The organism is Sphingomonas sp. S1-29, assembly GCF_026167545.1.
Classification (GTDB): Bacteria; Pseudomonadota; Alphaproteobacteria; order Sphingomonadales; family Sphingomonadaceae; genus Sphingomonas.
Genome location: NZ_CP110678.1, coordinates 2,142,216 through 2,161,142 on the forward strand (window position 1 = coordinate 2,142,216; position 18,927 = coordinate 2,161,142).

Annotated in this window: 21 protein-coding genes; 1 reads left to right on the forward strand and 20 read right to left on the reverse strand. The window is 67.2% G+C overall.

All coding sequences use genetic code 11. The annotated features are described in order from the left end of the window. Positions 1 to 5 precede the first annotated feature (5 nt). The 13 genes from OKW76_RS10120 to OKW76_RS10180 form a co-directional block, all read right to left on the reverse strand. Entirely contained in the window at positions 6 to 482 is a 477-nt protein-coding gene (locus OKW76_RS10120; protein WP_265548780.1) for a hemerythrin domain-containing protein, read from the reverse strand. Positions 483 to 554: 72 nt separating this feature from the next. Beyond that, entirely contained in the window at positions 555 to 1,805 is a 1,251-nt protein-coding gene (locus OKW76_RS10125; protein ID WP_265548781.1) for a putative DNA modification/repair radical SAM protein, read from the reverse strand. A gap of 58 nt (positions 1,806 to 1,863) precedes the next feature. Continuing rightward, positions 1,864 to 2,256: a hypothetical protein gene (locus OKW76_RS10130; protein ID WP_265548782.1), complete on the reverse strand. Its 393-nt coding sequence runs from the start codon at positions 2,254 to 2,256 to the stop codon at positions 1,864 to 1,866. A gap of 49 nt (positions 2,257 to 2,305) precedes the next feature. Continuing rightward, positions 2,306 to 2,851, reverse strand: coding sequence for a demethoxyubiquinone hydroxylase family protein (locus OKW76_RS10135; RefSeq protein ID WP_265548783.1), 546 nt, complete (start codon positions 2,849 to 2,851; stop codon positions 2,306 to 2,308). Beyond that, positions 2,848 to 3,318: a disulfide bond formation protein B gene (locus OKW76_RS10140; RefSeq protein WP_265548784.1), complete on the reverse strand. Its 471-nt coding sequence runs from the start codon at positions 3,316 to 3,318 to the stop codon at positions 2,848 to 2,850. Before OKW76_RS10140 ends, OKW76_RS10135 begins: the two co-directional genes overlap by 4 nt. A 43-nt stretch (positions 3,319 to 3,361) precedes the next feature. Beyond that, a complete protein-coding gene (locus OKW76_RS10145) occupies positions 3,362 to 4,696 on the reverse strand; it encodes a S41 family peptidase (protein ID WP_265548785.1) in 1,335 nt (444 codons plus the stop codon). A gap of 121 nt (positions 4,697 to 4,817) precedes the next feature. Continuing rightward, complete coding sequence (locus tag OKW76_RS10150; RefSeq protein ID WP_265548786.1) at positions 4,818 to 5,984, reverse strand: murein hydrolase activator EnvC family protein; 1,167 nt, start codon at positions 5,982 to 5,984, stop codon at positions 4,818 to 4,820. Between the two features lie 4 nt (positions 5,985 to 5,988). Next, positions 5,989 to 6,411 carry a 23S rRNA (pseudouridine(1915)-N(3))-methyltransferase RlmH gene (locus OKW76_RS10155; RefSeq protein WP_265548787.1) on the reverse strand — a complete coding sequence of 141 codons (423 nt, stop codon included), beginning with the start codon at positions 6,409 to 6,411 and terminating at the stop codon, positions 5,989 to 5,991. Positions 6,412 to 6,430: 19 nt separating this feature from the next. Then, positions 6,431 to 6,766 (reverse strand): ribosome silencing factor, encoded by a 336-nt coding sequence (gene rsfS / locus OKW76_RS10160; RefSeq protein WP_052134362.1) that lies wholly within the window; start codon positions 6,764 to 6,766, stop codon positions 6,431 to 6,433. 71 nt (positions 6,767 to 6,837) lie between these two features. Further along, a complete protein-coding gene (locus tag OKW76_RS10165; RefSeq protein WP_265548788.1) occupies positions 6,838 to 7,446 on the reverse strand; it encodes a nicotinate-nucleotide adenylyltransferase in 609 nt (202 codons plus the stop codon). A 14-nt stretch (positions 7,447 to 7,460) separates the two neighbouring features. After that, a complete protein-coding gene (locus OKW76_RS10170) occupies positions 7,461 to 7,748 on the reverse strand; it encodes a type II toxin-antitoxin system RelE/ParE family toxin (RefSeq protein WP_265548789.1) in 288 nt (95 codons plus the stop codon). After that, positions 7,736 to 8,005, reverse strand: a complete 270-nt coding sequence (locus OKW76_RS10175) for a CopG family ribbon-helix-helix protein (protein ID WP_265548790.1) — start codon at positions 8,003 to 8,005, stop codon at positions 7,736 to 7,738. The genes OKW76_RS10170 and OKW76_RS10175 overlap by 13 nt, the downstream gene beginning before the upstream one ends. Before the next feature lie 31 nt (positions 8,006 to 8,036). Then, entirely contained in the window at positions 8,037 to 9,458 is a 1,422-nt protein-coding gene (locus OKW76_RS10180) for a glutamate-5-semialdehyde dehydrogenase (RefSeq protein WP_265548791.1), read from the reverse strand. Between OKW76_RS10180 and OKW76_RS10185 the strand changes: the two genes are divergently transcribed. Then, complete coding sequence (locus OKW76_RS10185; protein ID WP_265548792.1) at positions 9,372 to 10,445, forward strand: DUF3667 domain-containing protein; 1,074 nt, start codon at positions 9,372 to 9,374, stop codon at positions 10,443 to 10,445. The genes OKW76_RS10180 and OKW76_RS10185 overlap by 87 nt on opposite strands. A 1-nt stretch (position 10,446) precedes the next feature. On the opposite strand, the gene OKW76_RS10190 is transcribed toward OKW76_RS10185, so the two are convergent. From OKW76_RS10190 to OKW76_RS10220, 7 genes are all read right to left on the reverse strand, one after another. Continuing rightward, entirely contained in the window at positions 10,447 to 10,824 is a 378-nt protein-coding gene (locus tag OKW76_RS10190; RefSeq protein WP_265548793.1) for a hypothetical protein, read from the reverse strand. A 61-nt stretch (positions 10,825 to 10,885) separates the two neighbouring features. Beyond that, positions 10,886 to 12,844 carry an ATP-dependent zinc metalloprotease FtsH gene (gene ftsH / locus OKW76_RS10195; RefSeq protein ID WP_319937592.1) on the reverse strand — a complete coding sequence of 653 codons (1,959 nt, stop codon included), beginning with the start codon at positions 12,842 to 12,844 and terminating at the stop codon, positions 10,886 to 10,888. Between the two features lie 100 nt (positions 12,845 to 12,944). Further along, positions 12,945 to 13,991, reverse strand: coding sequence for a tRNA lysidine(34) synthetase TilS (gene tilS / locus OKW76_RS10200; RefSeq protein WP_265548794.1), 1,047 nt, complete (start codon positions 13,989 to 13,991; stop codon positions 12,945 to 12,947). Continuing rightward, positions 13,921 to 14,853 (reverse strand): tetratricopeptide repeat protein, encoded by a 933-nt coding sequence (locus tag OKW76_RS10205; RefSeq protein ID WP_265548795.1) that lies wholly within the window; start codon positions 14,851 to 14,853, stop codon positions 13,921 to 13,923. The genes tilS and OKW76_RS10205 overlap by 71 nt, the downstream gene beginning before the upstream one ends. Before the next feature lie 63 nt (positions 14,854 to 14,916). Beyond that, positions 14,917 to 15,708 carry a helix-turn-helix domain-containing protein gene (locus OKW76_RS10210; protein WP_265548796.1) on the reverse strand — a complete coding sequence of 264 codons (792 nt, stop codon included), beginning with the start codon at positions 15,706 to 15,708 and terminating at the stop codon, positions 14,917 to 14,919. Positions 15,709 to 15,816: 108 nt separating this feature from the next. After that, positions 15,817 to 18,093, reverse strand: coding sequence for a phosphoenolpyruvate--protein phosphotransferase (gene ptsP, locus OKW76_RS10215; RefSeq protein WP_265548797.1), 2,277 nt, complete (start codon positions 18,091 to 18,093; stop codon positions 15,817 to 15,819). A 65-nt stretch (positions 18,094 to 18,158) separates the two neighbouring features. After that, positions 18,159 to 18,887: a hypothetical protein gene (locus tag OKW76_RS10220; protein ID WP_265548798.1), complete on the reverse strand. Its 729-nt coding sequence runs from the start codon at positions 18,885 to 18,887 to the stop codon at positions 18,159 to 18,161. Between the last annotated feature and the right edge of the window lie 40 nt (positions 18,888 to 18,927).

Sequence of the window (18,927 nt, forward strand, 5' to 3'; positions counted from 1 at the left end):
GCGGCTCAGTCGCGGTCGTCACCGGGCTGCGCATCCTCTGCGGCTTCGAGCTCCTTGGGCTTGCGGTCCTCGAAGATGTTGCCGAGCCTCGCCTGCTCGATCTCCGACAGCGCCTCGGCGGCGGCGGGGAACATCTCCTCCTCCTCCTCGTCGATATGATGCTCGTAGCGGTGGCGCATCTCGTCGAACTTGGCCTGCCATTCGGGCGAGCCGGTTTCGAGCTCGAGCATCTCACCGAAGAAATCGTCGATTTCCTTGTGTTCGGACACCGAATGGCGCGCCTCGTCGCGCAGCTCGGGCTTGCCGAGCATCGTCGCGTAGAGCGACTCTTCCTCGGCTGCGGCGTGGGCGGTGACTTCGATGCGGAAATCCTCGAACAGCGCTGCGCGCTTGTCGCCTTCAGCGCCGGCGATCGCCTTCAGCAGTTCGCGGTGGCGATCGTGATCGGCCTTCAGGTCTTCGAAAATGCGGGCGTCGGTCATCGGGTAAGCTCCAAATCGAATATCCCGAGCCCAACCGGTGGCAGCCGCGCTGGTTTCACCTGCGAGTCGGTATCACGCCGCGAACAGCTCGAGCTGGGTCTCGCGCTTGGGCGCCACGAGCGGCCGCAGATCGGCGCGGTCGGCCAGCGCGATCGGCCGCCAGCCATCGGCGATGAGAAACGGGCGCACCTTCGCCACCGACACCGTCAGCCGCGCGACATCCTCAAGGCTCAGCCGCCGCCACCGCCTGGCCGACAGGATCGAATGCACCGCCTTTACCCCCAGCCCCGGCACGCGAAGCAAATCCTCGCGCGGCGCTCGGTTGACGTCGACCGGAAAGCGATCGCGGAATTTGAGCGCCCAAGCGAGCTTGGGATCGATGTCGAGCGGCAGCATCCCTGTCGCGTCGTCGGTGGCGGCAGCGACCTCGTCGGGCCGGTAATCGTAGAAGCGCATCAGCCAGTCGGACTGGTACAGCCGATGCTCGCGCATCAAGGGCGGACGCTGGAGCGGCAACACCGCACTTGCATCGGGGATCGGGCTGAACGCCGAATAATAGACGCGGCGCAGGCCGAACCGGCCGTAGAGCGACGCCGCCTTGCCGACGATATCGCCATCGGTCGCGGCATCCGCCCCCACGATCATCTGCGTCGATTGCCCCGCGGGCGCGAAGCGCGGCGCCGATTTATAGCGCTTCTTGGCATCGGCGGTGTCGATGATCGCGGTCTTCATCTCGCCCATCGCATCCTCGATCCGCGTCGCCGATTTCTCGGGGGCGAGCCGCGTCAACCCGCCGACGGTGGGCAGTTCGACGTTGATCGACACGCGATCGGCATACAGCCCCGCCTGGTGCACCAGCTCGGGATCGGCGTCGGGGATCGTCTTGAGGTGGATATAACCGCGGAAGTCATGGTCCTCGCGCAGCGATCGCGCGACCTCGACCAGTTGCTCCATCGTGTAGTTCGACGAGCGAATGATGCCCGACGACAGGAACAGCCCCTCGATATAGTTGCGGCGATAGAAGCTCAATGTCAGCGCGACGACTTCCTGCGCGGTGAAGCGCGCGCGGCGAACGTTCGAGCTCTTGCGATTGATGCAATAATGGCAGTCGAAGATGCAGCTGTTGGTCAACAGGATCTTGAGCAGGCTGATGCAGCGACCATCGGGCGCATAGGCATGGCAGATGCCCGACCCCTCGGTCGAGCCGAGCCCCTTGCCGCCCGAGGATTTGCGCTTGCTGGTGCCCGAGGACGAACAGGATGCGTCGTATTTCGCCGCATCAGCAAGAATGGCGAGCTTTTCGCGGGTGTCGAGTTGCGCCATCCGTTCCGTATATGTTCGCCGATCGACGCTGTCGAGCGGCAAAGCGTACGCTTCGCGATCAGGGCAACGGAATACCCTGTTCGGCCTGACGACGTTCGCGGCGGATCGCGCGGTTGGTATCCGCCGCCTGCGCGCCGCAACCGATCATCCCGCCGACCCCAACTGCCGAGCAGCTGCCGATCCCCGAATCACCCGCGCGCAGCGTGTCTTCGGAGCGGACCGCCCAAGATTTGTTTTCGGGGGTGATTTCGAGCTCGCGCAGTTCCTGCGGAATGCGGAAGCGCTCGGCCTCGCCCTTGCGCACGCAGACGACGATTTCCTCGCCATCGGCGTTGGTGGGGCAGCGGTCATTGCCGAAGATCGTCAACGTACCATTTTGCACCTGCGCCATCGCCGGGGCCGAAATCGCGGGGAGGACAGCCGCTGCTGCCAGGATCATCCAACGTGCCATCACTCTCGCTCCTTTTGCCCCTTATAACGCGCAGCGCCCGGAAATCGCCTCAAATCCGCTTGGACGCGGCGATCGCCACCCGGCATCCGGCGCGGATCACCGCGGTCATCAACGGATAGGCCGGCGCTAGTTCGGCGCCCGCGGCGAGTGCGGCTTCCTTATGCTCGATCTCTTCGTCGCGGAATTGCGAGACCTTGGCGCGCAATTCAGCGTCGTCGATCCCGATTTCCTCGAGCTGTTGGCGATAATGTTCGTCGATCTCGGTTTCGACCGCGACGGTGCACGCCATCGCCGCCTCGGGCCCGATCGCCGCGGTCACCACACCCAGCGCATAGCCCGCGCTGTCCCAGAAGGGCTGGAGCAAGGTGGGCCGCACCCCGCGTTCGACGATCAGCTTGTCGAAATAGGCGCAATGCTCGTCTTCCTGCGCCGCCATCCCTGCGATCGCGCGCGCGGCGGGGACGTGGTCGCCCATGATCGCCAGCTGCCCGGCATAGATGCGGGTCGCGCCATATTCGCCCGCCTGGTCGACGCGGATCATCGTCTGCACCTTTTCGCGCCGGTCACCCGGGCGCCACCGCTTGGTCGTCATCATCGTCTCCTGGTCAGCAGCGCCAAGATGGCGACGGCCCCCCCCAGCGAAAAGATGGCATTAAAGCCAGCGAGCGAGATACCGCCCAGCGTCCATTGCGCGACGTCGCAGCGGATGATCGGCGCCTTGAGCAGCGCATCGAGGAAATCGCCGCCGCCGGGCTGGACCCGCGTGGTGCAGGCGGTGATCCCCTCCCACCAATGATATTCGACTCCGGCATGGAAGACGCCGATCGCGCCGCTGACGGCGATGCCGAGCGCGGCGAGCGCGACCAGCGTGCGCTTCGCCGCGATGCCGGGCACGACAAAGGCGAGCGCCGCCAGCACGATCGCCGCATAATGCGGCCAACGCTGCCAATGGCACATCTCGCACGGATACAGCCCGGCGATATATTGCGACCCGAGCGCGCCCGCCATGAGCGCGACGGGCAGCGCGAGCGCGAGCGCGCGGGCAAGGCGGAATGCGTTCATCGGTTCAATTCCGCCCCGGCCAGGCCGCGTTCGCTAGCGGCTATCAACGCTTACCCGCGGGCCGCGCCTGCGCCACCTGCGGCGCAGGGGCCAGCCGACCGATCGTCTTGAGCGCATATTGGAGCTGGAAGTCCTCGACCCCCTGCTTCTCGAGCGCCTCCGCGGTGGCGGCGAAGCGCGGATCGATCTTGTCGTCCTCTTCGAGCGCCTTGTTGTCGACCTTCGTCTCGTTGATCAGGTGGCGGCGAAGATCGGCCTCGCGGAACACCGGGCGGCTCTTGTAATCGGGGTCGCTGATCTGCGGCACGATCAGGTCGGGTTCGATCCCGCCCTCCTGCACCGACTTGCCCGAGGGGGTGAAATAGCGCGCGGTGGTCAGCCGAAGCGCGTTCGATTCGCCCAGCTGCAGCAGCGTCTGCACCGATCCCTTGCCGAAGGTGCGCACGCCCATCACGATCGCGCGGTGATGGTCCTGCAGCGCGCCGGCGACGATCTCCGAAGCCGAGGCAGTGCCGGCATCGACCAGCACGATAATAGGTGCGCCCTTGGTCAGGTCGCCGGGGCGGGCGTAATAACGCTCGATATCGCTGCGCTCGCGGCCGCGCTGCGACACGATCTCGCCGCGCTCGAGGAAGGCATCGGACACCTCGATCGCCTGGTTGAGCAGCCCGCCGCCGTTCGAGCGCAGATCGACGATATAGCCGGTGGGGCGCCGCCCTAGCGACTTCTCGATCGCCATGATTGCGGCGCGCGTGTCGGCGCCGGTCGAGGCCGAGAAGGTGTTGATGTTGACGATGCCGATGCCGTCCTTGACCTCCCACTTCACCGGCTTCTGGACGATGATTTCGCGCGCCATCGTCAGCTCGAGCGGCTTGTCGCGACCGGGCCGGACGATCGTCAGCGTGACCTTGGTGCCCGGCTGCCCGCGCATCCCCTCGATCGCCTCGTCGAGCGCTTCGCCGAAGATCAGCTGGCCGTTGATATGGGTGATGTAATCGCCCGCCTTGATCCCGGCGCGGAAGGCAGGGGTGTCCTCGGTCGGCGCGATGACCTTCACCGCGCCGTCTTCCTGAGTCACCGTTAGGCCAAGGCCACCGTAATTGCCCTCGGTCTGGATCCGCAGATTTTCGAAATCGAGTTCGTCGACATAGGAGCTGTGCGGGTCGAGCGCCGCCAGCATCCCCTGGATCGCGCCCTTCACCAGCACCTTGTTGTCGACGGTGTCGACGTACTGCGACTTCACCTGGTTATAGACGTCCATGAAGACGTCGAGCTCGCGATAGCTGTTGGTATCGACCTGCGCCATCGCGCCGGTGGCCAGCGGCACGAGCGCCAGCGCCGAAACCGCGGCGGTGACCTGAAGAATCGGACGGGACATGAAGAAACGCTGTCCTTTCGAAAGCGCGATTGCTTTGGGCGGCAGGATAGCCGCAAGTCGCGTGCCAAGCAAAGGCCAAGGCAGATGATCGCAGGCCGATGAACCTGCGCTGAAACACGGCTCAGTCGAGCAACGGCACCATGTCGATCGGGCGACCGCGGCGGCGCAGCTCGACGGTCACCACCGGCCGATCGTTGCTGGGGGCGCTTCCCAGACGGGCGCCTTGCGGCAGTTGCTGGCCGCGCCGAACCGCGGCGGTGGCGAGCCCCGACACCAAGGTGGTCCAACCATTGCCGTGATCGAGGATCACGACGGTGCCATAGCCCGGAAAGGGCCGGGCGAAGGCGACCCGACCCGGCGCCGGCGCAACCACCGCCGCGCCGCGCGCGGTCGCCAGCGCCACCCCGCGCGAACGCACCCCCGAGGGCGATACCTCGCCCAAGCCGGTGATCACGCGGCCAGCCACGGGTAACCGGTAAGGGGGCAATCCCGAGGCCGCCGCGGCGAGCGCTTCGGTCTCGGGGCGGGGCAACGGACCGGGTAGCGCGAGCAGCCGCTCGCGGATCGCCCCGGCCGCATCGATCTTCGCCATCCGATCGACGATGTCGCGCGCCTCCTCGCCCATCGCCAGCGCGCGATCGGATTCGATCAGCGCGCTGCGCCCGAGGTCGCGCGAGCGCAGGCGGCTAGCGGCCTCGAGCTCGAGCAAAGCCAGTCGCTCGGTTTCGAGCCGCGCGCGCCCCTCGCGCAGCCCGCGTTCGGCCAGCGCCGCGCGATCGCGCAGCGCGGCGGCGCGCTCGACCTCGGCGCGCACCCCGGCGCTGCGCGCGCGCACCACCGGCACGACGGTGGCCAGCACCGCGCGGACATGCACCGCGTCGCGGGTCGATCCGGGCTGGAGCAGCCCCAGCGCCGCGGGGCGCCGCACGAACGACTGGATTGCCGCGACCAGCCGCAGCGTGGGGGCGCGGCGGGCGTCGAGCCGGCGCCGCTGCGCCGCGACCAGCCGATCGATGATCGCGATCCGCGCGCGTGCGGCGGCGATATCGGCTTCGGCGGCCTGCGCACGCGCCGCGACGGCAGCGCGATCGGCGGCGGCGCGCGATGCTGCGTTGTTCGCCGCCTCGGCCTGGCGTTCGAGATCGCCCGACCGTCGCTCGGCAGCGCGCGAGGCGGCGTTGGCGGCGCGCAGCCGCTCGCGCTGTTCGTCGAGCGTGGTCTGCTGCGCGGCCATCGTCGTGGGAAGCAGCAGCAGTGCCGCGCCGATCGCGATGCCCGCCGCGCGCACGCCTTCAGCCTTCGCGATGATAGGGGTGGTTGGCGAGGATGCTGGTCGCGCGCCATAATTGCTCGGCGAGCATCGCGCGCGCGATCAGGTGCGGCCAGGTCATCCGCCCGAAGGCGATCAGCCAGTCGGCCTGCGCGCGCATCGAATCATCGAAGCCGTCGGCGGCACCGATCAGGAAGCGCGTCTCGCGCACCCCGGTATCGCGCCACCCCGACAGCCGGTTGGCGAAATCGACCGAGCCGGGCTGTTCGCCCTTTTCATCGAGCATCACGATCCGGGTGCCGGGCTCGATCGCGGGCAGCTTGCCGCCGCGATCGGGAAGTTCGGTGATCCGCGTCGGCCAGTTCACGCGCTTCAGATAGCGATCGACCAGTTCGGCCTCGGCACTGCGGCCGATGCGTCCGCGCGCGACGATGTGGAGCAGCACCGGGCGCGCGGGCGGCGGTTCAGGCGGCCTGGTCGGTCGTCGGCAGCGGCGGCGCGTCGCCGAACGCCCACATCCGCTCGAGATTGTAGAAGCTGCGGACTTCGGGGCGGAACAGATGGACGATGACGTCGCCGGCATCGATCAGCACCCAATCGGCGGTCGCAAGCCCTTCGACGCGGGCGCGATAGCCGAACTCGGCCTTGATCTTTTCGGCCAGCTTCTGCGCCATCGACGCGACCTGGCGGGTCGACCGGCCCGAGGCGATGACCATGAAATCGGCGATGCTCGATTTGCCCGCCAGGGGGATCGACACCGTCTCCTCGGCCTGATCGGCATCGAGCGAGGCAAGGATCATCGCGTGCAGCGCTTCGGCTTCGTTAGGGTCCGATGATCGCAGCGCGGGGGTGGAAGTGGCCAATGTAGCTCCTAGGGACGTGCAGTGGATTGGCTGGGTCGCCGTTCGTTGGTGAAACGGCGGTGCCAGGCGGGGTCAGCGGCGCGGATGCGGGTCGCCGAAGTTGGATCGGGGCGGAAGCGCAGCAGCACCAAGGCCGGCAATCTCCACTCGTCCCATTGCTTCGCCTGGCGTGCGGGCCGCACCGAGCGCCGCAACCAGCCCATCGCTGGACTGGCGAGGGCGTCCCCTTCATATCCCGGACGCGCGATTACCGCAATCGGAACCTCGCGCGCGATATCGCGCCACCCCTTCCACTGGTGGAACCCCGCCAGATTGTCGGCGCCCATGATCCAGATGAAGCGTTTCTTGGGGTGGATCCGCGGCAATTTGGCGAGCAGATCGACGGTGTACCGGGTCTTGAGCCGCTGTTCGATCGTGCTGACTCGGATCGGCGCATGCCGCGCCATCACCCGCGCCGATGCGACGCGTGCCGAAAATGGCGCCATGTCGGTGGCGGCATCCTTGAGCGGATTGCCCGGCGACACGATCCACCAGAGCTCGTCGAGCGCAAGCGCCCGGATCGCCTGCAATGCGATCCGCCGATGCCCGCGATGCGCCGGATTGAACGATCCGCCCATGAGCCCAATGCGGGTCAGGTTGCCAACTGCGAGTCTTCACGTTCGTTGCGAACGCGCAGGATTTGTACGCCCGCTTCGATGATACGGTAGAAGATCAGATAGCCTGATCCGTAAACGACTAAGATGCGAATGCCATCGCGGTCGGGGCGACCTGCATGCGGAAACTCCTCCAGCGATTGCGCACGAAGGCGGATGTCGAGCAACGCCTGCATCGCAACGTGAGGTGTTCGGTTCGCAATCAGCCACCGCTCTATCGCGCGTAAATCCTTCAGCGCCTCAGGCGTCCAGTTCAGGTCGAGCATCGCGCCCGTTGCTTGGCGATCATCGTGTCGAGCTCTGCCATCACCTGCGCATGCGGGATCAATTCGCCGCGATCGGCGCTGTCGACACCCTTCTGGATGAACGCAAGGTAGTCGGCATCGCTCTCAGCCGCGCGCTGGACGGCTTCGGCGACGAACTCGGCTTCGCTGCGTCCGGTCGCCATCGTCACCTGTCGCAACAGGTCATGGGTTCGGGCATCGATTTCAGCCGACACCGTGATGCGCGTAAGCTTGTTCATGGCGAGAACCTACGCCTGCCGCTGCCCTGCATCAAGGACGCACCTGGCCGGTGCCGCGCACCACCCATTTATAGGTCGTCAGCCCTTCGAGCGCGACCGGGCCGCGGGCGTGCAGCCGGCCAGTGGCGATGCCGATCTCGGCACCCAGCCCGAATTCGCCGCCATCAGCGAACTGGGTCGAGGCGTTCCACATCACGATCGCCGAATCGACCTGCGCCAGGAAACGCTCGGCGACGGCGGTATCGGCGGTGACGATCGCGTCGGTATGGTGCGATCCGTGCGCGGCGATATGCGCGATCGCGGCGTCGACCCCGTCGACGATCCGCACCGCCAGGATCGCGTCGAGATATTCGGTGTCCCAATCCTCATCGTCGGCGGACAGGACTCGGGGATCGATCGCGCTCGCCTCAGCGTCGCCGCGCAGCTCGCAGCCGGCATCGGCAAGCGCTGCCAGGATCGGGCCGGGCGCCGCGAAGGCGCGGTCGATCAACAGCGTCTCGGTTGCGCCGCAGATGCCGGTGCGCCGCATCTTGGCGTTGAGCGCGATTGCCTTGGCCATCGCCGGATCGGCGGCGGCGTCGATATAGGTGTGATTGATCCCGTCGAGATGCGCGAGCACGGGCACCCGCGCCTCGGCCTGGACGCGTGCGACCAGGCTCTTGCCGCCGCGGGGAATGACCAGGTCGATATAGCCGTCGGCGGCGAGCATCGCGCCGACCGCGGCGCGATCGGTGTCGTCGATCAGCTGGACCGCGTGCGGCGTCACCCCCGCAGCCCCCAATCCGGCGACGAACGCGGCATGCAGCGCGCGATTGGTCTCGATCGCCTCCGACCCGCCGCGCAGGATCGCGGCATTGCCCGCCATCACGCACAGCGCGCCGGCATCGGCGGTGACATTAGGGCGGCTTTCGAAGATGATGCCGATCACCCCGATCGGCACGCGCACCCGCTCGAGCACCAGCCCATTGGGGCGCTCGCGGCGATCGACCAAGGTTCCTACCGGATCGTCGAGCGCGGCAACCGATTCGACGCCGGCGGCGGTCGCTTCGAGCCGCGCGGCATCGAGCTTCAGCCGGTCGAGCAACGCAGGGGCGAGACCCGAGGCCTGCGCGCGTGCCATGTCGCGCGCATTGGCATCGAGGATGAGCGCGGCAGCGGTGCGGATCGACGCGGCCGCAGATCGCAGCGCATCGGCGCGGGTCGCCCCGGGCATCGCCGCGAGCACGCGCGCGGCGGCGCGCGCGCGCTGCCCCAGCACGCGCATCTGCGCGGTCCAGTCGGTGGTGCGGGGCCTCGTCGCCATCTTCGTCTCCGTCGCAAAGCAAATGCTCGCAAGCGCAATATACAGCTGATACACTCGCCGTCGATGGGTGGGGACCTCTCGGCTGCCGGCGATTTCGCCACCGGCGCGCTTCTGGCGCGCACCGTCGAGCCGACTCGCGGGGAGGCGCATGCCGCCGCCCCCGATCTATGCCTGAATTGTGGCACTGCGCTGGTCGGTGCCTATTGCCATGCGTGCGGCCAAGCGGGGCATGTCCACCGCTCGCTCGGCGCGATCTGGCACGAGATACTCCACGGCGTCGTCCATTTCGAAGGCAAATTGTGGCGCACGTTGCCGATGCTCGCCTTTCGGCCGGGCGAGCTGACGCGTCGCTATATCGATGGCGAGCGGGCGCGCTTCGTGTCGCCGATGGCCGCGTTCCTGTTCTCGGTCTTTACGCTGTTCACCGTGATGTCGATCCTCGGCATCGCCCCACCCGCCGATCTCGGCGACACGCGCGGCCAGGTCGCGGCGGGGATGGTCGAAGTGCGCCAGGAAATGCTGGTCGCCCGCAAGCGGGCGATCGACCAACGAGATGCGCCAGGCGCCAACGCGCCCGACAAGGCCGCAGCAGCCAAGACGATCGGCGAGCTCGAGCGTGAAATCCGGGCGATCGACGCAGCGCGTCCGGCGTTAGGCGATGCCGATGGCTTGGGTGGTGCCTTCAAGCAGCTGAAGACCGGCTGGAAGCGCCTCGACTACGGGCTCGAAAAGGCATCGAAGAATCCAGGACTGCTACTCTATAAGCTGCAGGCCAATAGCTATAAATTCTCCTGGCTTCTGATCCCCTTGTCGGTGCCGTTCGTGTGGCTGATGTTCGCTTGGAAGCGCGAGTTTCACGCCTATGATCACGCGGTGTTCGTCACCTACTCGATCGCCTTCATGTCGCTACTGTTCATCGTGCTCACCATCGTCAGCGCGCTCGGTGTCGGTATCGGGATATTGGGACCGATCGCGATGCTGGTGCCGCCGTTGCACATCTATCGCCAGCTGCGCGGTGCCTATCGGCTCGGCCGCGCCGGCGCTGCGGTCCGGATGCTCCTGCTGGTGCTGATCTTTGTCGAGCTCGTCTTCAGCCTCTTCGTCACCCTGGTATTGGGGCTCGGGCTGGTCGGCTGACTCAGCAGGGGAAGCGTCTGCGCATGATCGCGTAGAAGGCGTCCTTCATGCTGGTGGTGCGAGCCTGTGCCGGCGGGATCGCCTGCAGATCGGCAAGAAACGCCTTGCCGCCCAGTTTCGCCTTCGTGCTGCCCTTGGGCGGCGGGCAGCTGTGCGGCGTGCGCCCCGCCGCGCGCGCGCCCTCGATATCGGTGCGGTACGCAGCGCCGATCGTCTCCATTTCAGTCTTGAGCAAGCCGATATCGGGCGATCCGATCGCCATGATCCCTTTGGCCTTGAGCGCATTCGCCTTGGCGAGGAATTCGGCGACGCTCATCGCCTGCGCCGTCGCGGGCAGCGCTACCAACGCCAGCGCGAAAGTGAGTTTGATGGCCTGCATATGAAAATCCCCGCCGGTTGCCCGACGGGGATTGTCGCTTATTGGCTGAATGCCAAATGAATTATGCCGGCTGCGGCGTGCCGAACGGGCCCTTGGGACGGCGTGTCTTGGGGATCGAGGTGCCGGCAGCGACGACGGGGGTGTTCTTCGCCCCGGGCTGGCCGCGGTCGATATCCTCGCCCGCCATGATCCGCTTGATCTCGTCGCCCGACAGCGTCTCGAATTCGAGCAATGCGCCCGCGACGAGGTGGAGCTGGTCGACATGCTCAGTCAGCAGCTGCTTGGCCTTGTCATAGCCGCCCTCGACGATCGATTTGATTTCCTTGTCGATCAGCTGCGCAGTCTCGTTCGACATCGAGACGTTGTTCTGGCGCGAATAGCCGAGGAACACTTCCTCCTCGCCTTCCGAATACATCAGCGGCCCGATCTTGTCCGACATGCCCCATTTGGTGACCATATCGCGTGCCAGCTTGGTCGCGTACTGGATGTCGCCCGATGCGCCCGACGAGACCTTGTCATAGCCGAAGATGATCTCCTCGGCGACGCGGCCGCCCATCGATACCGACAGGTTGGCGTACATCTTGTCGCGATGATAGCTGTACGAATCGCGCTCGGGGAGGCGCATCACCATGCCCAGCGCACGGCCGCGCGGGATGATCGTCGCCTTGTGGATCGGATCCGATGCAGCCTCGTGTAACGCGACGACGGCATGGCCCGCCTCGTGATAAGCGGTCATCCGCTTTTCATCGTCGGTCATCACCATCGAGCGCCGCTCGGCACCCATCATCACCTTGTCCTTGGCTTCCTCGAACTCAAGCATCGCCACCAGCCGCTTGCCCTTGCGCGCGGCGGTCAGCGCAGCCTCGTTCACCAGGTTCGCGAGATCGGCACCCGAGAAGCCCGGCGTGCCACGCGCGATCGTCCGTGCATCGACATCGGGGGCCAACGGCACCTTCTTCATATGCACTTCGAGGATCTTCACGCGGCCATCGATGTCGGGACGCGGCACGACGACCTGGCGATCGAAGCGACCCGGCCGCAGCAAGGCGGGATCGAGCACGTCGGGACGATTGGTCGCGGCGATGATGATGATGCCTTCGTTCGCCTCGAAGCCGTCCATCTCGACCAGCAGCTGGTTGAGCGTCTGCTCGCGCTCGTCATTGCCGTTGCCCAAGCCTGCACCGCGATGACGACCGACCGCGTCGATTTCGTCGATGAAGACGATGCACGGTGCCGACTTCTTGGCCTGCTCGAACATGTCGCGCACGCGGCTCGCACCGACGCCGACGAACATCTCGACAAAGTCCGAACCCGAAATGGTGAAGAACGGCACGCCGGCCTCGCCCGCAATCGCGCGAGCGAGCAGCGTCTTGCCGGTACCCGGCGAGCCCACGAGCAGCGCGCCCTTGGGGATCTTGCCGCCGAGGCGCGCGAACTTGGTCGGGTCCTTGAGAAACTCGACGATCTCCTCAAGCTCCTCGCGCGCTTCGTCGATGCCCGCCACGTCGGCGAAGGTGACCTTGCCTTCCTTCTGCGTCAGCAATTTGGCCTTCGACTTGCCGAAGCCCATCGCGCCGCCCGCGCCCGAATTCTTTTGCATCTGGCGCAGCACGAAGAACGCGATGCCAAGGAACAGCAGGAACGGCAGCGACTGATACAGCAGCACCATCCAGATGTTCGGCCCTTCCTCGGGCCGCGCGTTGATCGTCACGCCGCGGGTGCGCAAGCGCTCGATCAGCTGCGGATCATTGGGGGTGTTGGTGCGGAAGCGCTCGGCGTTGCTGAGCGTGCCGGTGATGACGTTGGGCGCCACATTGACCTCGCGCACCGACCCTTCCTCGACCTTGTCGAGGAACGCCGAATAGGCGATCGTGTTGCCGGCCGATTGGCTGCCGCGGCCGTCGAACATGGTCACGAAAAGCGCGAGTGCGAGCAGGATGCCGACCCAGATCATCAGGCTGCGCATCCAAGGATTGCCGCCGCCGTTCTCCGGGCCCTGCTGCTTGTCGTTGTCGTTCATGTGGCGAGATACCTTTCCTTGGATATCAAGATAGGCGAACGCGGGTTAATGGCAATGGAACAGCGCCAATCGGTGTGCTGATGTGGACCAAGGGACAGGGTCAAACCGCGCGCCGCGGCGGTGCCGGCGCGAAATGCCAGGCGGTGCCGTTGTCTGGGCGGGTCACCACAGCGCCCTTGACGCCGCCGAGCACCGCCGGTCGGCCCGAATCGAGCGCACGGACGAAGCGCACCAGCGCCTCGCCGCGCATGGCGATCGCCGGATCGATCGCGCGCAGGCAGCGCTCGACGATACGGCGGCGCAGCTCGAAGGGAATATCGCCGACGTCGAAGACGATACCGTTCGCCGCGCGACGGCAATCGCTGTCGAACAATTGCCGCGCGGTCCAGCCGAGCGCGGCGTCGGCGTCGGCGAGCGCCGAGGCGCTGGCTACCACCCCGGCGGCGTCGAGCAGCGGATTGTCGCGCAGCGCCTTGCGTAGCCGCGCGCGGTCATAGCGATCGTCGATATTGCTCGGGTCGTCGATCGCGCTGATGCCGCAAGCCGCGACCATCGCCGCCAGGTCGCTGCGCCGCCAGCCGAGCAGCGGGCGGACGACCCTGCCGCCGCCTGCACGGATTCCCGCGAGCCCAGCAACCCCGGCGCCGCGGTTGAGCCGCATCACGACGGTTTCGATCTGATCGTCGGCATGGTGGCCGGTCGCCAGCCGATCGGCGCCGATATCAGCCATGTGCGTCTCGAGCAGCGCATAGCGCAGCGCCCGGGCGCGGGTCGACAAATTGGCGGTGCGGCCGACGCGCGGGGGTAGATCACCGGTCAGCACGCTGTGGCGGAGGCCGCGATCGGCGCACAGCCGCGCGACGAAGGCGGCTTCGTCAGCGGCGGCGCTACGGATGCCGTGATCGACCGTCGCCGCCGAACAACGGTCGCCCAACGCCGCGCTTGCCAGCAGCAACAGCGCCAAGCTGTCGGGCCCGCCCGAAACCGCCACCAGCAGCTGTACGCGTTCGATATCGACCAGCCGAGCGAGATCGCCGCGAAACCGCGCGACCGCCCCGGCATCGGGGATCAGCGTGTCAGCTGCACTTGGCAGCGGTACGTGCTCTTGCGACGTCGGCGGCCATGCTCGCGGCGATGCGATCACCATAGACGTCGGTCAGTTCGCCATAGACCTTGCAGGCATCGGCGGGTTTCTTGAGCTGGACCAGTGCCTGCCCAAGGTAGAACAGGCTGTCGGGCGCGCGCTCGCCATCGGGCAGCTTCTTGTAGTTTTCGTAAAAGGCGATCGAGGCGAGGCTGGGCTTGCCCTCGTCGAGATAGGCACGTCCGAGCAAATTCTGCGCGAAACTGGCGCGGCGGTGATTGGGATGGGCGGCGACCATCTTCTTCAACTCGGCCTGCGCTTCGGGATAGAGCTTGGCCTGCCACAGCCGGAAACCATAGGTGTAGCTGTCCTCAGCGGCATCGCCGGTGTCGGGTCGCGCGACGGCGCCGACCAGCTCAGCGCGCGCGGGGTCGCGCGACGGCGCGGTCGCGGTTTCGGTGGCGGCGGCGGGACGGCTACCGCCGGCCGGACGCGTATCACCCGCGGCGGCGGCGCCGGGCGAGGGGGTAAGCGTGCCGCGCCCTTCGATCGCGGTGATCCGCGCGTCGTTGGTCTTGCGATACGCCTCGACCGCCTGTTCGAGCTGGCGCAGGCGATATTCGCCTTGCTCGATCTGCCCGGTCATCGTCGCGAGCTGCGATTCGAGCGCGTTCACCCGCGCGTTGAGATCGGCGATCGCGCTGGTTGCGGGGGTACCGGGCGCAGCCTGTGGCGTCTGCGGCGCGGTGATCTGGGGTTCGAGTGTCTGACCGGCGCCGCCGGGGAAGACCTTGCGCTGCACCGCGCGCATTTCGCGCTCCAGCCGACCGACCCGGCCTTCGACCCCCGCGGCGGTCTGCGCCAGCACCGGCGGCGCGGCGACCAGCATCGTGGCGGCAAGCAGCATCGTAATCGTCAGGCGCATCGTTCACCCCCCGGTGTCGTGGTCGGCAGCAGCATAGCTATACGCCGCATCCTGTCACCAGCATTAAGCATCGGGTGTGGCGGCCGAAGGACGTGCGCGCAGCGCCTGGGCGTCGATCGCTACGTCCTTGATCGCGCGGCGCCCGTCGCCGAGCGGCGCAACGGTCCCGCCGTCGATCGTCACCGCGAGCTGATCGGGGCGACCGACATTGATCATCGGCCCCGTCGCGGTCATCGGCACGTCGTAACGCTCGCCCGGCTGCATCGTCTTGAGCAGCAATGTCTGGTCGTTCGAATCATAGACGCGCACCCACACCTCGTCGGTCGCGGTGAGCGTCACCTGGCCCGCGCCGGCGGGGGTCGCGGCAGGCGTCGGCGCTGCCGAGGGGACCGGCGTGGTCGCAACCACCGCCTCGGCCGAGGGCGCTTCCTCGGCGCGGAACAGCCCGGTGCCGTACCACAAGGCGACGCCGATCAGCAGCAGCACCGCAACCGCGACCCCGGCCAGCGCCAGCCCGCGCGGCGGCACGCGTGCCGGATCGTGCAGGTTATAGGGCTCGTGGCGCGGCACCGCTTCCCAGGTGTCGGCGATCTCGACGCGCAGGTCGCGTGCGATGCCGACCTCGTCGGCGCCGATCGCGCGGGCATAGGCGCGGGTGAACCCCATCGCGTAGGTGATCGAAGGCAGCGAGACATAGTTCGACGCCTCGATCGCTTCGAGGTGGCGCTGCGGGACACGGGTGCGCTGGGCGATGTCGGCCAGCGCCAGTCCCTGGGCTTCACGCGCGATACGCAGCCTGTCGCCGACCCTTGTCGCGATCGGCGGGCGGTTGGCGCCTTCGGCCTCGTCGGTCATCAATCTCTCCAGCGGAAGGGTTGCGACCCCGTTGGCTTCCGCATTGCAGCGTCTCTAGCACGAGCGATTGGCTGTCAACGAGGGGGAAGGCGCATCTTTCGAATGATTTCAGGCGAGTTCGACTCCCGATGCCATCGCCCATTTCTCGAGCATCGCGCGCAGATCGGCGGGCGGGGTAGCGAGCGCGGGCGCGATGACTTCGCGCAGCGCACTCAGATCGAGCGAGCGGATCATCGCCTTGACCGGCCCCACCGCCGCCGGCGTGATCGACAGCCGCTCGATGCCGATGCCGAGCAGCGCCATCGCCTCCAGCGGCCGCCCGCCCATCTCCCCGCACACCGCCACCGGTACCCCAGCAAGCCGGCACGGCTCGATCACCCGGCGCAGGAAACGCAGGATCGGGGTGCTGAGCCAGTCATAGCGAAGCGCCAGCTTCGGGTGCGCGCGATCGGCGGCGAACAGGAACTGCGTCAAGTCGTTGGTGCCGATCGACAGGAAGTCGATCTTGGGCAGCAGCAGGTCGAGCACTTCGGCAAGCGCCGGCACCTCGAGCATCGCGCCATAGCGGATGTCGGTTGGCAGCTTGCGCCCGCGCGCAACCAGCCAGTCGCGCTGCTTTTCGAAGATCGCCTTGGCGGCATCGAACTCCCAGGGTTCGGACACCATCGGAAACATCACGTTGAGCGTCTTGCCCGCGCCCGCTTCCAGCAGCGCGCGCGCCTGCGCCTTCATCAACCCGTCGCGTTCGAGCGCGAGGCGTAGCGCACGCCAGCCCATCGCCGGGTTCTCCTCGACATAGCCGTCGCCGTGATCGAGATAGGGCAGCGCCTTGTCGCCACCGATATCGACGGTGCGGAACACCACCGGACGATCGCCAGCGACGTCGAGCACGTCGCGATACAGCCGCTGCTGGCGCTCCCGCTGTGGCAGGGTCGCCGATACCAGAAACTGGAATTCGGTGCGGAACAGGCCGATGCCGTCGGCGCCGGTCAGGTCGAGCGCGGCGGCGTCGTCGCGCAATCCGGCATTGACCATCAGCGTGATCCGCTGGCCGTCCCTGGTCACCGGCGGTTCGCCGCGCATCGCGGTAAAGGCGGCGCGGCGCTTCTGGCTGATCGCCAGCTTGGCGTCGAACGCCTCTTCCATCGCCAGCGACGGGCGCACCACCAGCGCTTCGGCAGGCACGTCGAGCAGCAGCCGGTCGCCCTCGGCGATCAGCCGCTTAACGTCGCGGACGCGCCCCAGCACCGGGATCCCCATCGCGCGCGCGACGATCGTCACATGCGCGGTGAGCGAGCCTTCCTCGAGCACCACGCCCTTCAGGCGGCGGCGGTCATATTCGAGCAGTTCGGCAGGGCCAAGGTTGCGCGCGATCAGGATCGAATCCTGCCGCAACCCCATTTGCGCCGCCGTCCCCAACTGGCCCGAAACGATCCGCAGCAGCCGGTTCGACAGATCCTCAAGGTCGTGCATCCGATCGCGCAGCAGCGGGTCGCCGATTTCGCGCATCCGCATCCGCGTGCGTTGCTGCACCCGCTCGATCGCCGCCTCGGCGGTCAGGCCGCTGTCGATCGCTTCGTTGATCCGGCGTGCCCAGCCCTCGTCATAGGCAAACATCTTATAGGTCTCGAGCACCTCGTCATGCTCGCCGCCGACGCCGAAATCGGCCTGGTTGGACATGCGCTCGATCTGGTCGCGCATCTTGTCGAACGCGCCATAGACGCGGTGGCGTTCGGCTTCGGTATCCTCCGCCACCGTGTGCTCGATCGTGATCCGTGGCTGGTGGAACACCGCCGCACCCGCCGCCATCCCGTCGACCAGCTTGAAGCCGGGCACGCGCACCGGCGCGGTCGATTGCGGGCGAAGCGTCGTGCCGCCGGCAGGGTCGATCAGCCCGGCATTGGCAATCAGTTCGGACAACACCATCGCGACGGTCTGCAGCGCCTCGATCTCGATATCGGCATAGCGGCGCGGATCGGCATGCTGCACCGCCAGCACCCCCACCGCGCGTTCGCGGCGGATGATCGGCACGCCGGCAAAGCTGTGGAATTTCTCCTCGCCGGTTTCGGGACGATAGGCGAAATCGGGGTGGGCAGCGGCCTGGTCGAGGTTGAGCGTCTCGACATTGCCCGCGATCGTGCCGACCAGGCCTTCGCCGAGCGCAAGCTTGGTGACGTGGACCGCTTCCTGCGCGAGGCCGCGCGTCGCGAAAAGTTCGAGCACGCCTTCGCGCAGCAGGTAGATCGAGCAGACCTCGCTATCGAGCGCCTCGCCGATGATGTTGACCACCGCATTCAACTTGGCCTGCGCAGCGGTTCGCGCCGCCATCACATCGTGCAGGCGGACGAGGATTTCGCGGGCGGAGGCAGCAGCCGAAACGGACATGCACCATCGCTATCAGATTGCGCCAGCCAGCGCCAAGGCGTTCGGGGCGAATGGGCTCGCAGCGGTCAACGCGCGGCGAACATCACCCGGCCGCGTACGGTGACGTCGGTGCCCGCGACGAAGATTTGCGGGTCGACCGTCAGCCGCGGTACTGCGGGCGCCTGCCCTGCCTTCCACTGTGCAAGCTCGATCCGATAGCCATGATAGGCGGCGTAGAAATCGGTGAAGGGGCGATCTAGCGCCGCCAGCGCGCCGGGGGCAAAGGCAGGAAGTGTCGCCGGGGTGGTGGCTGCAGCCTGCGCGATCAGCGGTTCGGCGGCGGCGCAATAGGCGGCGCGCGCGGGGGGCTGGGCGTAGAAATTATAGAGGCGGGTCATCGAATCGTCGAACGCATCCTGCCACTGTGCGCCGGCGCGGCCGCGATATTCGCGTTCGAGCGTTTTGAACGCCGCCGCCAGGTCGGCCTTGTGCGCGGCGAGAAACGCGTTGTAGCCGGCTTCGGCGGGGTCGCCCGGCTTGGCGCATTGCAGCACCGCGACATTGAGCGCGGCGCGCAAATGCCAGATCGTCGCGGCGGGCGACAGGCCCCGGTTGGGGGTGACGAAACTGCCGTCGGCCGCGGGCTGCGGCAGCGCGAGCGTCGGCGCGGCGTTGAGCGGCGGGCGCGGCATCGGCGCTGCCACGACCGGCGCGGCAGGCGGCGCGACCGCTACCGCGACCGGGGTGCGTGCGCAGCCGGCAAGGACCGGAAGCAGCGCCAGCATTGGCAGCATCAGATAGCGTGTACGCGACATGGCCGTTCCCCTTTTTCGCGCCCCCCAGCGCGTTGACCCA